Genomic DNA, 16,864 nt, shown 5'->3' with positions numbered 1-16,864 from the left:
AAGAGATATTATACCTTTCCATATCAGCGATTTTTTGAAAAATAATCTTAAGATTTACGAAATTCTGTCACATCAGGTTACAGGTTATCCGGGCATTTCCCTTCACCATGTATCTTCTATTAACCTTCGCACATTATCCCGGGCGATTTTCTCAATCTGCCTCTGGGTAAAACCGTTTTTTTCCAGTGAAGAAAGTACCTTTCCGACATCCAGCACGCTGCCGGCGCCCTCAGGACAGTCCGCCGGGTCAAAACCGTCAAAATCACTTCCAAGAGCTACCGCATCTTCACCGGCGCAGTTCACCATATGCCGGATATGAAGTACCAGATCCGAAAGCTGCGCTCTGCCTTTCTCTCTGAGGAAAGGTGAGTAAAAGTTCACCCCTGCAACGCCGCCTTTCTCACCCAGAGCGTGAAGCATCTCGTCAGTGAGGTTTCTCGGATGGCGGCAGAGCATTCTGGCATTGGAATGGGATGCGGCAATCGGTGCTCTGCTGTAACGGATACAGTCCCAGAATCCCCCGTCCGACAGATGAGATACATCTATAATCATCCCCTTATCATTCATCTGTTCGATCACATTTATCCCGAACTCAGTCAGCCCCTTTTCCATAACAGCAGGATTTCTGCTGTTCGGACTGCCAATGCAGTTTGTATAGTTCCAAGTCAGAGTCATCAGCCGGACTCCTCTGTCATACAGCTCTCCAAGCCGTTCCATTCTGCCATTGAGCACACCGCCTTCTTCCACTGTAAGTATACCGTAAAGGATTTCGGACTCATCCGTTTCCTCCCACAGCTGTCTCTGAATCATTTCCGGTTCAACGGCTATTTCAAACCTTTCATTCTGTTCCCTCTTTGCCCGTCCGATCATGGAAAGTACATTCCGGTACGCCTGATCCCAGATCATTTTTTCATCTGCGTCCTTTGTGTTCAGTCCGTACCTGGCAGCATTGACAAAACAGGCAAAAAACTGCGCGCCCGCCCCTCCCCGCAGAAGCCGTTCCAGGTCTGCGCACAGATCATTTCTCTTCAGTTCCTTTCTCTGTCTGATTATTTCACTTAATGTATCGCAGTGCATATCAATCCATTTCATTTATAATCCCTCTTTCAGATGGTCCTTCTCCTGTGACTGCATGCAAAATAACTTTTCCTCAGCTATATCATATACATCCCGCCGGGCAGGATATGAATAAACCGGTTCCTTTTTACATATTCTAGTATACTGAAATATACCCGGTAAAAGGAGGATAATATGAAGCCATCTATCGGAATTGTTACATGCGGTTTTATGGGAAACCGTCAGTTTGTCACCAATCCTTATATTCAGTCTGTCCGGTATTCCGGCGGTCTTCCCCTGATTCTTCCCCTGGTCCGGAGCGATGCTGTTCTCGACCAGTATATCGGACTGTGCTCCGGTTTTCTTTTCTGCGGAGGTGAAGATATCACTCCTCTCCTCTTCGGACAGGAACCGCAAAAAGGAAATGGACAGACAAGTATCACTGTAGATCTGTTCCAGATCCGTCTGATGAAAAAGGTGCTGGCCTCCCGAAAACCGGTACTGGCAATCTGCCGCGGCATGCAGGTTCTCAGCGTGGCATGCGGCGGGACAATCTGGCAGGATCTGTCTCTGATCCCCGGAAATACTATCAATCACATGCAGCAGTCCCCTTCCCGCAGTGATGTCAGCCACAGGATCCGCACAGAACGGGGCAGCCTGATCCGGCATTGTGCAGGACCCGTTCTTCTGGTCAACAGCTATCACCACCAGGCAGTCAACAATCCCGGAAAGGGAGTATCTGTAACCGCCCGGGCTTCAGACGGAACCATTGAGGCGGTCGAAATAGCGGATCACCCCTTTGCAGCAGGTGTTCAGTGGCATCCGGAATGTATGTACCGCACCAGCCGGGAAATGCGCGTGCTCTTTCAGGAATTTATTTCCAGATCCCGGCTTGTCTGATCCGTAAATGAGATGCATAAATCCATTTTCTCCGGGACATAATAGCCTCTGAAATACAATTTATATACAAGGAGGTTTTTACCATGTCAGAAATTTCAATTCTTGATTTGCAGAACCTGCGCCACCTGATCGGCGGCTATTCTACAACCCACTGCAAGATGACAGATTATGCTTCACAGACTCAGGATCCTGAGCTTAAAAAGCTGTTTCAGGATGCCGCAGACTCTGCCATGAAAAACAAACAGGAACTGATGAAATTTCTGTAGAACAGAACACTGCTCTGCAGATTTATTTCCCAGATAAAAAAATTTATAATGAGGTGGAAAAATGGACGAAAAAACAATGGTATCCGACGCGCTTGTCGGAATTAACGGAGAGCTTAAAATGTTCGGAGATATGATTCCCCAGACAGAAAACAAAGAACTGAAGCAGTGCTTAAAACAGATGCGTAACCAGTGTGAAATGTCTCAGGAAAAGATGTATGATGCCGCCAGAGAACGAAGCTATTATATCCCGGCCGCAAAAGCTACACAGGACGAAATCAGTCATGTAAAATCAATTCTGCAGCCCGGAAAATAATCCTTTTTCAGTATCTTTTCCGTCAAACGGATAATCAGAACTGCCGGCCCCGGAACACCGCTGTACAACACAGCCTTCCCGAAGCCGGCAGTTTATTTTGTGAAAAAGCAGACTGAAAAAAGCTTCAAAGCCTCTGTTCGCAATCTCCCTAATCCTCTGCACATCTGAAACGGCGAACGAACCGTTCTGCGTCCAGAATCTTTTTCACCGCCTTCGCGACTCCGTCCCGGTTATTTGAAGAAGTCACATAATCTGACTTTTCTTTCAGGCCCTCAAAGGCATTTCCCATGGCAATACTCAATCCGGACGCCTCAAACATGGACAAATCATTCTCCCCGTCTCCGATACATGCCGTCTCCTCCCTCGCAATTCCCAGCTGCCGGGCCAGGACTTCCAGAGCTCTTCCCTTTGCGGCATTTTTTGAAAACACTTCCGCATATACAGACGTATAGGCCGCGGTCAGATCCGGATAAAGCGAAAGTAAAGCTTCCAGCCTCTGCCGGTCCCGCTTTGTAAAAAAATAAAACTGGAGTTCTTCCGTCTGAAAAGCGCTCTTTTTCACCATCTGCGCCATATCTCTGACACAGTATATCCCTTTCGCGTCCTTGCCGTATATAATACGTCCGGCAGCTGCAGCCGCACGTCCCTGCAGCAGATATCTGTTATTAATATGAGAAGCTGTAATAAGCCGCTGCCCTTTACATCTTTCCAGAAGAGATACTGCGGTATCTTTTGGAATCATTTCACGGAAAAGAGTTGTCCTCTCCCGAATGTCTGTAACTCTGGCTCCATTGGAAGAAATCACATAACGGAACAATCCCGCGTTTTTCCGCCCTTCCTCTGATCGCGCACTGTAAAGAGTGCCTTCCGCAAGCCGATGGGGCAGACAAAACAGATTGCGGCCGGTAGTCGGAACTACTGTTATTCCTGCCCGTGCTGCTTCTCTTAACGCCTGAATTGTACTGGCAGTAATACGGCTCTTTCCGTTAAGACAGGTACCGTCCATGTCAACAGCAAGCAGTTTTATCATCGATTTTCCCTTTCTCTGTCATCCTTTTCTGCCAGATCATACAATTCATACATAGAAATCATATTCTGATAAGTCAGTTTCCTTGTCATCAGCTGCTGATACGTAACAGATCTGATCTTTCCTTTTTTCTTCAGTTCCTCCATCTGCCGTACGATACTTTTATATTCTGTCTGTACAGACTGAAGCATTTTTTCAAACTGCTCCAGCCTCTTCTCCTGATTTTCTGTCATCGCATACTTCTCCTTCTTCCGGAATTTTCTGTTCTTCCTTCTTTTGCTTCATGGCCGCTTCCGCCAGCCTCTGTCTTGTCCTTTTCTGAATAACATTTTTACTCTCATCCTGAGCCGCCCGGATCAGTTCGCTGCAGTTTCCTTCCATATAGTTCTGAAACAAAAGAACCTGCTGCTGCATTGCTTCCAGATTTTTCCCTTTCAGATACTTCATAGATTCTTTCAGAAGTTCCAGAGCCCTGCTGCATCCCTGCCTGTCTCCCAGTCCCTGAGCGCATACCCACGCATACTGCTGAAAATAAGCTTCCAACTTCGGTTTTCTCCGGATAGTGTTCAGAAGTTCCAGCGCATCACCGTATGCCTCCTGATCGCACAGCGCGGCTACTGCATATACCTGCATCTGAGGCGGCAGGCTGAAAAGCCTTCCCTCCGTCCGCTCATAATATACTGTAAAGAATCCCAGAACTGTTTTTGTATCACCCCGGCCAAGTACGTCCACAGTACCCTTCAGCGCCCGAAAAAGAGAAATACACTGCACTGCCAGATTCAGTATAATATACATCACCATTCCTGCCGCCAGAAGACCCAGGTTTGCGTTCCGGATAATGTCCAGAAGATAAAGCCCCACAAGAAGGATTGCCCCTGCTCCCCACGCCTGGAGATTTGCTAGTTTTCCATCTGCCGTTACTCTGAACAGCTCCCCGGCGGTTTTGTCCCGGGACACATAGCCCTTTTCTTTCCATTTGTCTTTTCCTGAAAGAATCCTGTCCCGGAATTCTCTCTCCCGCGCTCTGCCTGAAGTGATCCAGAACATACCTCCCGCCGCTATAATCAGAACAACCCCGACGAACAGAAGTGTATACAGGTATATCTGAAAAATAGAATGAAACCGCAGCCGATAGAGCAGTATTCCAATCCCCGCGCAGCCGAAGGAAATACAGGTGAGAAGGAATTCCATCCGGATTTCTTTTGTGATGCTTTCTCCGTCTTTATCCGGACTCCACATACCGTCCTCATCTGCAGTACTTTTATTCCAGATACTTTTACAGAAGCTTTCAAATATACAGAAAACAAACAGTACGGCGACAGCCGCTCCCGAAACAGCAACCAGAAGTCCCATCCTCCGGTCCATATATCGCAGAAACAGCACGGCGCCTTCATAGATAAGCATTCCTGAAATCAGTGCTGAAATAACACTGAGAATCATCCAGCCTTTTTTCATATTCCGCGACCTCCTATCCTGCCTCTTCCGGCGTATCATCTGCAATTTCTTTTACAAATGTAAAAGTGACACCATCCGCTGACTGATACAGTGCCTCGGACAGTTTCCCGTCTTTCACATAATCCCCGTCGCTTCCCTGTCCCACAACCATATAAAGCACTCCGTCTTCCTCATAAAACCTGTCGATGGAATCAAAAGGATTGAAGCCAAGGCTTTCTGTTACCTCCACGGCTTCCGGCCAGGTAAGCTCCTCAAGGCCTCCTTCTCTGCCTGCCATCCGGTAAAGCAGTTCTCCTCTTGCGTAATATCCGGTTCCGTCAGAAGCCCAGTACACACAGGTCAGGTTGGAAAGGGGCATATCCCCGGTCGTTATATACGTCCATGTATTCAGATCTTCCGACCACCAGGAACCATAATAATCGCTTCCAAGAGCGCGGTCTGTCGCAAACGTCACATAGCATACCCCATTCTGTCTGGAAAGAAAAGAAGCGGCCTTATATCCGTTCTCCGTAATCAGGCTCTCCTGCCATGTCCCTCCCTTATCTTCAGAATATATAAGCTCTGTTCCCTGATCTGTATAACCGATAAAACCGGTAAATTCTTCTGTTACAATATAGCTGTTATCATCCAGCAGCTCATCGTAAGTGTCATTGGTTTCTTTACATACCTTCTCATATCCGTCCGGAACTTCCTGAAAGGTTTCACCCCCGTCATATGTGACATACAGCGTCTCATCCTGTATATAATATGTCATCTCTTTATCCGACTGGAATTTATAATGCTGGGTCTGCGGCATATTCGCCTCCTCCTGATACTCCGGAGTCATAATCTGATACTGAACAGGCCGGAGTTTCTCGGCAATCTGCCATGTGTTCCAGTCCGTCTGCTCCCAGCGGAGCACCATCTGTCCGGTATATACTCTCCGTTCATTTGTCTGCATCAGTTCCAGGTTGTACATAACCCCGTTATTCGCGCTGGCAGCATAAACCTGATAGTCCAGCTGAATATAGGGTTCCTCCAGGTCTGTAAGGATTTCCGCCGAAGTAATTTCCGCTTTCTCAATCCGGTAATTATAGGGTACAGTCCAGCCCTCCAGATCAGAAAAATATTCTCCGAACCATTTTCTGCTGATCGTCTCCAGATCATCTGACATGCAGTCTACCGTATCTCCTACAATTGACGCCGGAGAGAAAAGAGACCATACAAACTCCCGGAATCCGGCTCCGAGAAAAAGAGCGGCGAGAAAAATTGCTGCCCCAATAAGAATCGGTTTTCCCACTCCACTTTTCAAATTGCTGTCACCTGCCTCTTGTCTTACATTTGTAAGATTATAATATGCCAAAACGCTTCTCCTGTCAACAGACATTTTCTGTCCGGCTCAGCCTTTCAGTCCCCTGGCCTGCCGGTCCACAATATGTTTCCTCCCTGCTGTTCACTAGACTTTTACATGGCTTATTATACTCTTACTGCTAAAAAAATCCAATCGGGAACAGAAAAACAGGCATAGATAATGATTCCCAGTATCTACACCTGTTCCATTGTGAAATTTCATCCCGATTTATTTCATTACGATATTGATAATCTTCTTCGGAACATAGATCTCTTTGATCACGTTTCCTGTCAGCTTGTCAGCAATCGCTTCTTTTCCGGCAGCAATCGCCTCATCTTTTGAAGCCTCGGCAGAAATGCTGATGACAGCTTTTGTCTTGCCGTTAATCTGTACCGGAATTTCGATCTCGTCATCCTTCATCTCGTTCTCATCATAGGTCGGCCAGCCTGCCTTGAAGACAGTCTCACTGTGGCCCAGCTGCTCCCACATCTCTTCTGCGAAATGCGGCGCAAACGGAGAGATGAGCACTGCGATGGTCTCCAGCGTCTCTTTATCGATGCCGCCCTCTTTCTTGGCAACCTCGATGAACTTGTTGTTGTACTCCATGAAGCCGGAAATAACGGTATTCAGGCTGAAGCTCTCCAGACGGCTTGTGATATCATAAACCATTCTGTGACGAAGTTTAAGCATCTCCTTAGTCGCCTTGATATCTTTGTCTTTGCTGTCCTGGAGCAGATTCCAGAGACGTTTCAGGAAACGGTTGACGCCATCGATTCCACGGTCATCCCACTCGGCATCCAGCTCCGGCGGTCCTACGAAAAGTTCATACATTCTCAGGGAGTCGCAGCCGTAATCGCGTACAAGGTCGTCCGGCGAAACCACATTTCCCTTGGACTTACTCATCTTGATCCCATTCTTTCCTGTGATCATTCCCTGGTTGAACAGCTTGTGGAACGGCTCGTCAAAGTCGATCACACCGATGTCATACAGGAACTTTGTATAGAATCTGGAGTACAGAAGATGCAGTACCGCGTGCTCCACGCCGCCGATATACATATCTACCGGCAGGTATTTGTCCGCCTTTTCTCTGGAGACCAGTTCTTTATCATTGTGATTGTCCACATAGCGCAGGAAATACCATGAAGATCCTGCCCACTGAGGCATTGTATTCGTCTCTCTCCTGGCCGGTTTTCCACATACCGGGCATGTACAGTTTACCCATTCGTCAATCGCCGCAAGCGGTGACTCGCCGGTTCCTGTGGGCTCGTAAGATTCTACCTCCGGAAGTGTAAGCGGCAGCTCTTCCTCCGGCACCGGCACACATCCGCAGTCCGGACAGTGAATGATCGGGATTGGCTCGCCCCAGTAACGCTGACGGGAGAATACCCAGTCGCGGAGCTTATAATTCACTGTCGCACGTCCCAGTCCTCTCTCCTCGATGATGTGCGGAGCTTCTTTTTTCAGCACGGCTGACTCCATGCCGTTCCACTCGCCGGAGTTGATCATTGTTCCGGCGGCCTCTGTATATGCCTCTGTCATATTCTCGATCTCTTTGCCGTCTTTCGCGATGACCTGAACGATCGGAATGTCAAATTTCTTTGCGAATTCAAAGTCACGGTCGTCATGAGCCGGCACGCACATGATAGCTCCTGTACCGTAATCGGCAAGCACATAATCGGACAGCCAGATCGGCGTCTTCGCACCGTTTAACGGGTTGATCGCATAGCTTCCCGTAAATACACCTGTCTTCTCTTTGTCCTGCATACGGTCTACGTTTGATTTCATGGACGCTTCGTAGATGTATTTCTCTACCGCGTCTTTTGTCTCCGGTGTAGCGAGAGATTTCGCAAGCTCGTGCTCCGGTGCAAGTACCATAAATGTTGCGCCGTAAAGCGTATCCGGTCTTGTCGTATATACCGTGATCTTCTCATCTCTTCCCTCAACCGGGAAATCAACCTCAGCGCCGTAGGATTTTCCGATCCAGTCTGTCTGCATCTTCTTAACTTTCTCCGGCCAGTCCAGCTTATCCAGGTCATTTAACAGACGGTCTGCGTACTTTGTGATGCGGAGCATCCACTGACGGAGATTCTTCTTCGTCACTTCCGCGCCGCAGCGCTCACATTTACCGTTTACAACTTCCTCATTTGCAAGACCTGTCTTACAGGACGGACACCAGTTGATCGGGAACTCCTTCTCATATGCAAGGCCTGCCTTGAACATTTTTACGAAGATCCACTGTGTCCATTTGTAGAAATTCGGATCTGTTGTATTAACTTCCATATCCCAGTCGTAAAGCGCTGCGATATCATTGATCTGTTTCTTGATGTTTGCCACGTTCTCAGCTGTGGATTTTGCCGGATGAACGCCCATCTTGATGGCATAGTTCTCAGCCGGAAGTCCGAAAGCATCCCATCCCATCGGATGGATGATATAGTAACCCTGCTGAAGTTTATAACGGCTCCACACATCGGAGATCACATAGCCTCTCCAGTGTCCGACATGAAGTCCGTTTCCTGACGGATACGGGAACATATCGAGACAGTAGTATTTCTCCTTCTCTTTTCCGGTTTCATCCACTTTCGGATTAACCGGATTCTCTTCCCATCTCTCACGCCACTTCTTTTCAATGGCTCTGTGATTGTACACAATTTTTGTACCCATCTGATTATTCCTCTCTTTCTCATTCTGACGCATAAAGAAAGCCTTTTCACTCTGATCACTCAAGAGACGAAAAGGCTTATTTTCCGTGGTACCACTCTCATTCATCTGACTGAAGTCAGATGCACTCATTGATTCTGTAACGGGAATTCCCGCTTCCGCCTACTCTTCATTCAGCAGAAGAACTCCAAGACCAGTTCAGAGTTTACGCTGCTGCCTCGCACCTCCCGACAGCTCTCTGGAAACGATACGCTCCTACTACTTCTCTTCTTTGTCTTTAAAATATACTCAATCATTATAAAAAGAACATTAAAATAAGTCAAGAGGTTTCTGATTCGGAATCCCGGGATTTGCGGATAATTTACATTCCGCGCTTCACTTTCGGCTCCCACGGAATAATCCCTCCGCTCTTCAGGCTTTTCTTTACATCAATCACTCTCTGATTGGAAGAGCCCCGGAAGGCAAGCCGGATATCTTTCAGAGCCGCTACAAACCGGCCGTCTACCAGCACATCGATCATAGACAGCATTTCATCGGTATATTCGCATCTTGCGCGGCTATCCGCCCGCAGTTCTTTATCAAACAGGTACCCGCTGTAACACCATATGTCTTTCCCGGGATATCTCTCTTTCACTTCCCGCAGCAGCCCCACAAGTACTTTCTGATTCACGGGTTCAAAGGGCTCCCCGCCCAGAAGGCTCAGGCCGTTAATATATCCGGGAGCAAGCGCATCTAAAATCTCCTGCTGCGTCCTTTCCGTATACTCCTGGCCGTACCGGAAGTCCCAGGTATCCTGGTTGAAACATCCCGGGCAGTGATGGGTGCAGCCGGAAACAAAAAGCGAAACCCTGACGCCTTCCCCGTTGGCTATATCGTATTTTTTTATTTCACCATAATGCATACTTTTATTCTCCTGGCACTTCATTGATATGTTTTTCTGCATCAGCCCGAAAAAATTCAGAAAAACAGCCGCCCTGCCCGTCAGGGTCCGGAGCGGCTGTTCCTGTAATTCTGCTGTCAGCTATACCGGACGTACAGCGTTCTCACAAATGCAGCCCGATTTATAAATGAAGCACTCTTTCTTTAATCTCCTGGGTTCTTCCCTGGTTCCAGAACTGTGTGCCGATATAACCGCAGGTACGTCTTGCTACGTTCAGCGTATTCTGATCCCGGTTGCCGCAGTGGGGGCATTCCCATTCCAGTTTGCCGTCCTCGGTAGTTACGATCTGAATCTCACCTTCATAACCGCAGTTCTGGCAGTAGTCGCTCTTTGTATTCAGTTCCGCATACATGATATTGTCATAAATAAAGCGGATCACCTGAAGAACTGCCGGAATATTGTCTTGCATGTCCGGAACTTCCACATAACTGATCGCTCCGCCTGTGGAAAGCGCCTGGAACTGCGACTCGAATTTCAGTTTGGAAAAGGCATCAATCTCTTCCCCTACAAATACATGATAGCTGTTGGTAATATAGCTTTTATCTGTAATTCCCGGTATAATGCCGAAGCGTTTCTGCAGACATTTCGCGAATTTGTAAGTTGTGCTCTCAATCGGAGAGCCGTAAATGCTGAAACCAATGTTTGTCTCCTTCTTCCACTGGTCACAGGCATCATTCATATGCTGCATTACAGACAGCGCAAATGGTGTTGCCTCCGGATCCGTATGGGATTTTCCGGTCATGTATTTCACGCACTCATACAGTCCTGCATACCCCAGAGAAATCGTGGAATATCCTCCATAAAGAAGTTTGTCTATTGTCTCTCCTTTTTTCAGCCGTGCCAGTGCGCCGTACTGCCAGAGAATCGGAGCCGCGTCGGAAAGGGTTCCCTTGAGTCTCTCATGCCTGCACATCAGTGCACGGTAGCACAGATTCAGCCTTTCGTCAAAGATCTTCCAGAACTTCTCCTCGTCTCCGCCGGAAGAAAGCGCTACGTCCACAAGATTGATGGTAACAACGCCCTGGTTGAAGCGCCCGTAAAACTGATACTCGCCCTTCTCATTTTTCCAGGGGCTGAGCGCGCTTCTGCAGCCCATTACCGGGAAGCAGTTGCCTTCTTTAAGCTCCTTCATCTTCTTTTCGGAAATATAATCCGGCACAAGACGTTTTGCCGTACATTTGGCCGCCAGCTCTGTCAGATAATAGTAGGGGCTTCCCTCTTCAATATTATCTTCCTCAAGCACATAAATCAGTTTTGGGAAAGCCGGGGTTACCCACACACCCGCTTCATTTTTCACGCCCTGATAGCGCTGTTTGAGGGTTTCCTCAATAATCATGGCAAGATCTTTCTTCTCCGCCTCGCTCTTTGCCTCGTTGAGATACATAAATACGGTAAGGAAAGGCGCCTGTCCGTTTGTTGTCATCAGGGTAATAACCTGGTATTCGATTGTCTGGACGCCTTTTGTAATCTCTTTTCTCAGTCTTTTTTCTACGATTTCGTTAAGAACATGTTCCGGATATTCAATTCCTGCCAGTTTCATCTCATCCTTAACTTCAGCCCGGATCTTGTCTCTTGACACCTGAACAAAAGGAGCCAGATGTGTCAGGGAAATGCTCTGTCCGCCGTACTGATTGCTGGCAACCTGAGCAATAATCTGAGTAGCAATATTGCAGGCTGTTGAAAAACTGTGCGGCTTCTCAATCATGGTTCCGCTGATTACCGTGCCGTTCTGAAGCATATCTTCCAGATTTACGAGATCACAGTTGTGCATATGCTGGGCATAATAATCCGAATCATGGAAATGAATAATTCCCTCTTTATCCGCCTCTACAATATCTTCCGGAAGCAGCATTCTCTGTGTCAGATCGCGGCTGACCTCTCCTGCCATGTAGTCTCTCTGCACACTGTTCACCGCAGGGTTTTTATTGGAATTTTCCTGCTTTACGTCCTCGTTATTGCACTCAATCAGAGAGAGGATTCTGTTGTCCGTAGTATTTGCCCGGCGCACCAGGGATCTTTTATAACGGTATCTTACATATCTTCTTGCAAGATCAAAAGCCCCCGTCGCCATAATCTGATTTTCCACCATATCCTGTATCTCTTCCACAGATACAGCACGGTTCAGTTTATTACATTTAAACTCTACATATTCTGCAATGTCCTCAATCTGAGAATCGGTCAGGCTTCTGCTCTCTGTAGAGGTGTCTGCTTTTGTAATCGCAATCACAATCTTTTTGATGTCAAATATCTCTTCAGAGCCGTTTCGCTTTATAATTTTCATTCTCCGTTCTTCTCCTTCTCCATAATCTGCTGCGGCATAAATATTGTCCGCTGTTCGCCATAGCCGTCTGGAATCTATTCTAATACAAAATATAGTATATTGCAATCCCCAAAACACATGATCATGTATTTTCAGAACGAGAATATTTTATTCCGTACATTATCACGAAAAGATACTTTTTCATTTCGGTTTTTACGCAAAAGAAAAAGAAGGAGAAATTTTTCAGGCAATTCAGTCAAAACTTCCCCTTCTTCCGGTTCATTTATTTTTTTCTGTATTCAATTGTTCTTAATTCTATTTATTTCGACTGCTTCAGCCTTGTAAAGTAATCTCTGGATTCCCGTACCACTACACCGCTCAGTGCCAGAAGAGCGATCAGGTTCGGGAACGCCATCAGCGCGTTAAAAATATCTGCAATATTCCACACAACCGCAACTGTCATGTAAGGCCCGATAAATACGGCCAGAATATAAAGCCAGCGGTATCCCTTTACAACAGCCTTCTTCCGGTTAAACAGATATTCCACACAGCGCTCGCCATAGTAGTTCCAGCCCAGAATCGTAGTAAATGCGAAAAATACCAGACAGAGCATCAGCGAGAATGAAGCTACAAATGCCGGGAACGGCAGCGCCTGCTGGAATGCAGCCATAGTAATCTCAACGCCTTCCAGATCCGGATTCAGCCATGTGCCTGCAATCACAATGGAAAGCCCGGTCATCGTGCAGATTACGATCGTGTCAATAAATGTTCCTGTCATAGATACAAGTCCCTGACGGGCAGGTTCTTTGGTCATTGCCGCAGCTGCCGCGATGGGAGCGCTTCCCAGTCCGGATTCATTGGAAAAGATTCCCCTGGCAACACCTTTCTGCATGGCCACTACCATAGATCCCATTACACCTCCTGCCAGAGCGCTTCCTGTAAATGCAGATTTCACAATGGAAACCAGCGCGCCCGGAACAGCCGGAAGATTGGTAACAATGATAGTCACACCCAGTGCTACATACAGAACCGCCATAAACGGCACCACTACCTCGGACACTTTTGCAATACGTTTAATACCGCCGATTACAACCAGTCCTACACAGAGTGTCAGAAACAGACCGGTTACTACGGTTGCCACAGAATAATCTCTGCCAAAAGCTGTAAACAGCACATGAGACGTTTCCGGATCAAAAAAATCTTTGACCGCGGAAGCAATACTGTTTACCTGAGTAAATGTACCGATTCCAAACAGTCCCACACATGCTCCGAAAAAGGCAAAAATCTTCGCCAGCCATTTCCAGTTCTTTCCCATGCCGTTCTCTATGTAATAGAACGGACCGCCAAGCACGTGTCCTTCTTTATCAATAGTACGGTATTTGATTGCCAGCAGGCCTTCCGCATACTTTGTGGCCATACCGAAAAACGCGGCCACAACCATCCAGAACAGCGCGCCCGGCCCTCCGGCGGCAATCGCCGTTGCAACACCGGTGATATTTCCCGTTCCGATAGTAGCGGAAAGAGCGGTGCACAGCGCTCCAAAACTGGTAACTTCACCTTCGCCGTCTTCTTCATTTTTCACCATGAATTTGAATGCTTTGCCAAGATGCCTTATCTGTAAAAGGCCCAGGCGAACTGTGAGAAAAATTCCCGTTGCCATAATGAGACAGATCAGCGGCAGCCCCCACACCGCCTCATCAATCACTGTGATAATTTTGTTGATTTGTTCAAACATTCCTTTATACCTCCATCCTTTTGCCTGAGAGACTCGCGGCCCGACCGTAAGATATGGACAGTCAGCCGCTTACACCTTCGGCGCTCTTTTCTACAAAGAGACTCTCCTGAGTAATTTTTCCTGTGTTTTTACACAGCGTAGTATAGGATATCACTTTTTTCGCAGAAAGGCAACAAGAAATAGCTGAAACAAAAGGCACCCGGATTAACCAAGTGCCACATCTAAAATCATCATCAATGCAAATCCTGCAGCGACTCCGATTGTACTTATATTGGAATGTTCCCCTGTCTGCGCCTCCGGAATCAGCTCTTCCACCACCACATAGATCATGGCCCCGGCAGCGAAGGACAGCAGATAGGGCAGAAGAGGAAGGACCAGCCCGGTAAGAAGAATCGTAATCAGCGCCGCCGCAGGCTCCACAATTCCCGACAGACTTCCGTATGCAAACGCCCTGACTTTCGAGAGGCCCTGACTTTTCAGCGGCATGGATATAATGGCCCCTTCAGGGAAATTCTGCACGGCAATTCCAATGGAAAGCGCAAAAGCACCGGCGAGCGTCATCATAGTGTTTTCTGATAAAACTCCTGCAAAAGTCACTCCTACCGCCATGCCTTCCGGTATATTGTGCAGGGTAACCGCAAGGACAAGCATGGTGGTTTTTTTTAAATGGGCCGGCATGCCCTCCGGCTTTTCCTCGGTAAAATGAAGATGGGGCGTCAGTGTGTCCAGGAGCAGCAGAAACCCCATCCCAAGCAGGAATCCGGAAGCCGCCGGAATCCATGCTGCCGCTCCCCGCTCAGATGCCATATCAATGGACGGGATCAACAGCGACCATACAGAAGCCGCCATCATCACACCTGCCGCAAAGCCCAGCAGGAATTTCTGCAGCCGCAGATTCATTTCCTTTTTCATAAAAAATACCATAGCCGAGCCCAGAGTGGTCCCGGCAAATGGTATTAATATTCCTAATAACGTATTCTGATTCATTTTTCTTCCTCCAGATTTCAGGCAATTCTCATCACTGTTTTATCATATGCATCAGAGGAAGCTGTTGTCAATATTTTCCGGCACAGAACTGTATGCCGGATTTTAACATCACACTTTTGCCGCAAGCTCCCGGCCCGCGCTGCGGCATTCTTCCAGCGCGTCATCATCGGGGGCCTCATTTGCAATGATGCCTTCCTCACGTACAAGCACTGCGCCCGCATTTTTCATGCGTTCTGCCCAGTCCCGCATCCATTCTCCGTCTCCCCAGCCATAGGAGCCGAACAGAAGAATTGTTTTTCCGGACACAAGAGGCTCCAGAGCTTCTACAAAAGGTTCCATCTCTGTTTCTTCCAGCTGCTCTGCCCCCATAGACGGGCAGCCCAGTGCAAATGCGTTCCCGGATGCCAGTGATGCCGGATCTGCGGCAGATACTTCCATCAAAGCCGCTTCCTGCCCTGCCGTGCGGATTCCTTCCGCTACCGCCTCTGCCATAGCCTGGGTATTTCCTGTTCCACTCCAGTATACAACTGATACGCTCATTATTTCTTCCTCCGTTTCTGATCAGAGAGCAATCTCCCGGATGCTCTTCCCTGTTAAAAATTCATTTACCGCACAGTTTTTTGCACGGTCGTACTCCTTGAAAGTCATTCTCGCCCAGGCAAGATCGCTGTACACTTTCCAGTATCCGATCATCAGATATTTTCTTCCTTCATTTTCAATAAATCCTCTGACATCCTCAACCGGGTATCCGAGAAATGCCCCGATCTCATGGGGGAAGCCCATTCTTTTTCCGGAACAGTCCCGTACTCTCTCTGACAGACGGACAAACATTTCGTTCAGCTCCATACCCCCGTATCCGTACTCTCTGAGAAGTGAATGAACTTCTGCTCCGGAGAGATACCGCTCCATCTGACCGGGTCTGTAGAACAGAACCAGACACTTTCCGTCTGATACGGAAAGCATATGCCAGGAAATATTCATACCACCGAAGAGTTCCGGAAGGGTACCGCACAATTCTTCATCCATTGTAATAACGCAGGACACTTTCAGACCTTTCAAAAAGGGCGCGCACTGCAGTGCAATCTGAAATCCAAGACGAACCCTCTGATTTCTGTTTTTCAGATAATATGACAATACTTCTTTCGGCATAATCTCCTCCTATATTTTGAGAATGATTTTCAATTGAGTAAATACTATCATATTTGCTCTGTTATTTCAATGCATATTTTGAAAACTTTTCTCATTTAATAAGTTCGTTACTTCAGAATTATAAACTTCAGAGAATTTTCCGGCAGAAATTTTATATCAGCTGTCCTGTATTATTTTCGCCAACATTTTTCTTTTTTATCCTTTTTTTAGTTGTTCCACCGTAGGCTTTAGTGTATAATGATTTTAGATATTTGAGAGGTGAAAAGTCTCAAACAATACATACATAAAGGAGAGATTCGCCATGGTAAATTTAATAACAGGCCCGAGAGGCAGCGGAAAAACACAGCAAATGATTGATCTTGCAAACGAAAAGGTGAAAACTTCCAATGGAAACGTAGTATTCATCAAAAAAAGCCACAAGGATACATACACGGTAGATTTTAATATCCGCGCAATCCGTATGGCAGATTATCCTGATATTCTCACCCTTGAAGAGTTCGTAGGATTCCTGTACGGCATGGTAGCCGGCAATCACGATATCGAGACCATTTTTATCGACAGTGTTCTGAAACAGGCTAACATTACACTGGAAAGCCTTCCTGTTTTCCTTCAGAAATTAAACAAGATTTCCTCTGAAAACAATATAGATTTCTATCTCAGCATCGGAGCTGACAAGAAAGATATTCAGAATATAGATTCCTCTGATTTCAATGTAATCAGCTGAATTTAAAGAATAAAGGGGAGGCGTCCGTTATCTGTTTTACTGCAGATAACGGACGTCTCCCCTT

At 47.1% G+C, this 16,864-nt stretch carries 16 protein-coding genes, 1 riboswitch and 1 other annotated feature; of the genes, 4 read left to right on the top strand and 12 right to left on the bottom strand.

Going from position 1 to position 16,864, the window contains the following annotated elements; genetic code table 11:
- Positions 1-102: 102 nt before the first annotated feature.
- Positions 103-1,092 carry a dipeptidase gene (locus tag AC0QUU_RS07660; RefSeq protein WP_474541838.1) on the bottom strand — a complete coding sequence of 330 codons (990 nt, stop codon included), beginning with the start codon at positions 1,090-1,092 and terminating at the stop codon, positions 103-105.
- Positions 1,093-1,251: 159 nt separating this feature from the next.
- Here AC0QUU_RS07660 and AC0QUU_RS07655 point away from each other — a divergent pair, with 159 nt between their 5' ends.
- The 3 genes from AC0QUU_RS07655 (at position 1,252) to AC0QUU_RS07645 (ending at position 2,535) form a co-directional block, all read left to right on the top strand.
- Positions 1,252-1,956, top strand: coding sequence for a gamma-glutamyl-gamma-aminobutyrate hydrolase family protein (locus tag AC0QUU_RS07655; protein WP_474541837.1), 705 nt, complete (start codon positions 1,252-1,254; stop codon positions 1,954-1,956).
- Between the two features lie 83 nt (positions 1,957-2,039).
- The gene (locus tag AC0QUU_RS07650; RefSeq protein ID WP_474541836.1) at positions 2,040-2,222 is read left to right on the top strand and encodes a hypothetical protein; all 183 of its coding nucleotides are present in this window, start codon (positions 2,040-2,042) and stop codon (positions 2,220-2,222) included.
- A 61-nt stretch (positions 2,223-2,283) separates the two neighbouring features.
- Positions 2,284-2,535 carry a spore coat protein gene (locus tag AC0QUU_RS07645; protein WP_474541835.1) on the top strand — a complete coding sequence of 84 codons (252 nt, stop codon included), beginning with the start codon at positions 2,284-2,286 and terminating at the stop codon, positions 2,533-2,535.
- Between the two features lie 148 nt (positions 2,536-2,683).
- On the opposite strand, the gene AC0QUU_RS07640 is transcribed toward AC0QUU_RS07645, so the two are convergent.
- The 11 genes from AC0QUU_RS07640 to AC0QUU_RS07590 all read right to left on the bottom strand — a co-directional run bounded on the left by AC0QUU_RS07640 (position 2,684) and on the right by AC0QUU_RS07590 (position 16,076).
- Complete coding sequence (locus AC0QUU_RS07640; RefSeq protein WP_474541834.1) at positions 2,684-3,565, bottom strand: Cof-type HAD-IIB family hydrolase; 882 nt, start codon at positions 3,563-3,565, stop codon at positions 2,684-2,686.
- Positions 3,562-3,795, bottom strand: coding sequence for a hypothetical protein (locus AC0QUU_RS07635; RefSeq protein ID WP_474541833.1), 234 nt, complete (start codon positions 3,793-3,795; stop codon positions 3,562-3,564). The genes AC0QUU_RS07640 and AC0QUU_RS07635 overlap by 4 nt, the downstream gene beginning before the upstream one ends.
- On the bottom strand, positions 3,758-5,017 hold the full coding sequence (locus AC0QUU_RS07630) for a hypothetical protein (RefSeq protein WP_474541831.1): 1,260 nt from the start codon (positions 5,015-5,017) through the stop codon (positions 3,758-3,760). Before AC0QUU_RS07630 ends, AC0QUU_RS07635 begins: the two co-directional genes overlap by 38 nt.
- A gap of 13 nt (positions 5,018-5,030) precedes the next feature.
- Positions 5,031-6,359, bottom strand: a complete 1,329-nt coding sequence (locus AC0QUU_RS07625) for a WD40/YVTN/BNR-like repeat-containing protein (protein ID WP_474541829.1) — start codon at positions 6,357-6,359, stop codon at positions 5,031-5,033.
- Between the two features lie 216 nt (positions 6,360-6,575).
- A complete protein-coding gene (leuS, locus tag AC0QUU_RS07620; RefSeq protein WP_474541827.1) occupies positions 6,576-9,008 on the bottom strand; it encodes a leucine--tRNA ligase in 2,433 nt (810 codons plus the stop codon).
- A gap of 59 nt (positions 9,009-9,067) precedes the next feature.
- Positions 9,068-9,286, bottom strand: a binding site (T-box leader).
- Positions 9,287-9,366: 80 nt separating this feature from the next.
- Positions 9,367-9,906, bottom strand: a complete 540-nt coding sequence (nrdG, locus tag AC0QUU_RS07615) for an anaerobic ribonucleoside-triphosphate reductase activating protein (protein ID WP_474541825.1) — start codon at positions 9,904-9,906, stop codon at positions 9,367-9,369.
- A 160-nt stretch (positions 9,907-10,066) separates the two neighbouring features.
- Positions 10,067-12,226, bottom strand: a complete 2,160-nt coding sequence (nrdD, locus tag AC0QUU_RS07610) for an anaerobic ribonucleoside-triphosphate reductase (protein ID WP_474541824.1) — start codon at positions 12,224-12,226, stop codon at positions 10,067-10,069.
- A 298-nt stretch (positions 12,227-12,524) separates the two neighbouring features.
- A complete protein-coding gene (locus AC0QUU_RS07605) occupies positions 12,525-13,940 on the bottom strand; it encodes an alanine/glycine:cation symporter family protein (RefSeq protein ID WP_474541822.1) in 1,416 nt (471 codons plus the stop codon).
- Between the two features lie 2 nt (positions 13,941-13,942).
- Positions 13,943-14,059, bottom strand: a riboswitch (glycine riboswitch).
- Positions 14,060-14,144: 85 nt separating this feature from the next.
- Complete coding sequence (locus AC0QUU_RS07600) at positions 14,145-14,927, bottom strand: ZIP family metal transporter (protein WP_474541820.1); 783 nt, start codon at positions 14,925-14,927, stop codon at positions 14,145-14,147.
- Positions 14,928-15,035: 108 nt separating this feature from the next.
- Positions 15,036-15,467 carry a flavodoxin gene (locus AC0QUU_RS07595; protein WP_474541819.1) on the bottom strand — a complete coding sequence of 144 codons (432 nt, stop codon included), beginning with the start codon at positions 15,465-15,467 and terminating at the stop codon, positions 15,036-15,038.
- Positions 15,468-15,488: 21 nt separating this feature from the next.
- Positions 15,489-16,076: a DUF3793 family protein gene (locus AC0QUU_RS07590; RefSeq protein ID WP_474541818.1), complete on the bottom strand. Its 588-nt coding sequence runs from the start codon at positions 16,074-16,076 to the stop codon at positions 15,489-15,491.
- A 301-nt stretch (positions 16,077-16,377) separates the two neighbouring features.
- Here AC0QUU_RS07590 and AC0QUU_RS07585 point away from each other — a divergent pair, with 301 nt between their 5' ends.
- On the top strand, positions 16,378-16,800 hold the full coding sequence (locus AC0QUU_RS07585) for a hypothetical protein (protein ID WP_474541817.1): 423 nt from the start codon (positions 16,378-16,380) through the stop codon (positions 16,798-16,800).
- The last annotated feature ends 64 nt before the right edge of the window (positions 16,801-16,864 follow it).

The organism is Mediterraneibacter sp. HA8405 (assembly GCF_056148955.1).
This window is presented reverse-complemented; position numbering and strand designations above follow the sequence as displayed.

Excerpts from the sequence above, each read along its gene's own strand:
- AC0QUU_RS07660 (WP_474541838.1), bottom strand. The coding sequence starts at position 1,092 with ATGAAATGGATTGATATGCACTGCGATACATTAAGTGAAATAATCAGA.
- AC0QUU_RS07655 (WP_474541837.1), top strand. The coding sequence starts at position 1,252 with ATGAAGCCATCTATCGGAATTGTTACATGCGGTTTTATGGGAAACCGT.
- AC0QUU_RS07650 (WP_474541836.1), top strand. The coding sequence starts at position 2,040 with ATGTCAGAAATTTCAATTCTTGATTTGCAGAACCTGCGCCACCTGATC.
- AC0QUU_RS07645 (WP_474541835.1), top strand. The coding sequence starts at position 2,284 with ATGGACGAAAAAACAATGGTATCCGACGCGCTTGTCGGAATTAACGGA.
- AC0QUU_RS07640 (WP_474541834.1), bottom strand. The coding sequence starts at position 3,565 with ATGATAAAACTGCTTGCTGTTGACATGGACGGTACCTGTCTTAACGGA.
- AC0QUU_RS07635 (WP_474541833.1), bottom strand. The coding sequence starts at position 3,795 with ATGACAGAAAATCAGGAGAAGAGGCTGGAGCAGTTTGAAAAAATGCTT.
- AC0QUU_RS07630 (WP_474541831.1), bottom strand. The coding sequence starts at position 5,017 with ATGAAAAAAGGCTGGATGATTCTCAGTGTTATTTCAGCACTGATTTCA.
- leuS (WP_474541827.1), bottom strand. The coding sequence starts at position 9,008 with ATGGGTACAAAAATTGTGTACAATCACAGAGCCATTGAAAAGAAGTGG.
- nrdG (WP_474541825.1), bottom strand. The coding sequence starts at position 9,906 with ATGCATTATGGTGAAATAAAAAAATACGATATAGCCAACGGGGAAGGC.
- nrdD (WP_474541824.1), bottom strand. The coding sequence starts at position 12,226 with ATGAAAATTATAAAGCGAAACGGCTCTGAAGAGATATTTGACATCAAA.
- AC0QUU_RS07605 (WP_474541822.1), bottom strand. The coding sequence starts at position 13,940 with ATGTTTGAACAAATCAACAAAATTATCACAGTGATTGATGAGGCGGTG.
- AC0QUU_RS07600 (WP_474541820.1), bottom strand. The coding sequence starts at position 14,927 with ATGAATCAGAATACGTTATTAGGAATATTAATACCATTTGCCGGGACC.
- AC0QUU_RS07595 (WP_474541819.1), bottom strand. The coding sequence starts at position 15,467 with ATGAGCGTATCAGTTGTATACTGGAGTGGAACAGGAAATACCCAGGCT.
- AC0QUU_RS07590 (WP_474541818.1), bottom strand. The coding sequence starts at position 16,076 with ATGCCGAAAGAAGTATTGTCATATTATCTGAAAAACAGAAATCAGAGG.
- AC0QUU_RS07585 (WP_474541817.1), top strand. The coding sequence starts at position 16,378 with ATGGTAAATTTAATAACAGGCCCGAGAGGCAGCGGAAAAACACAGCAA.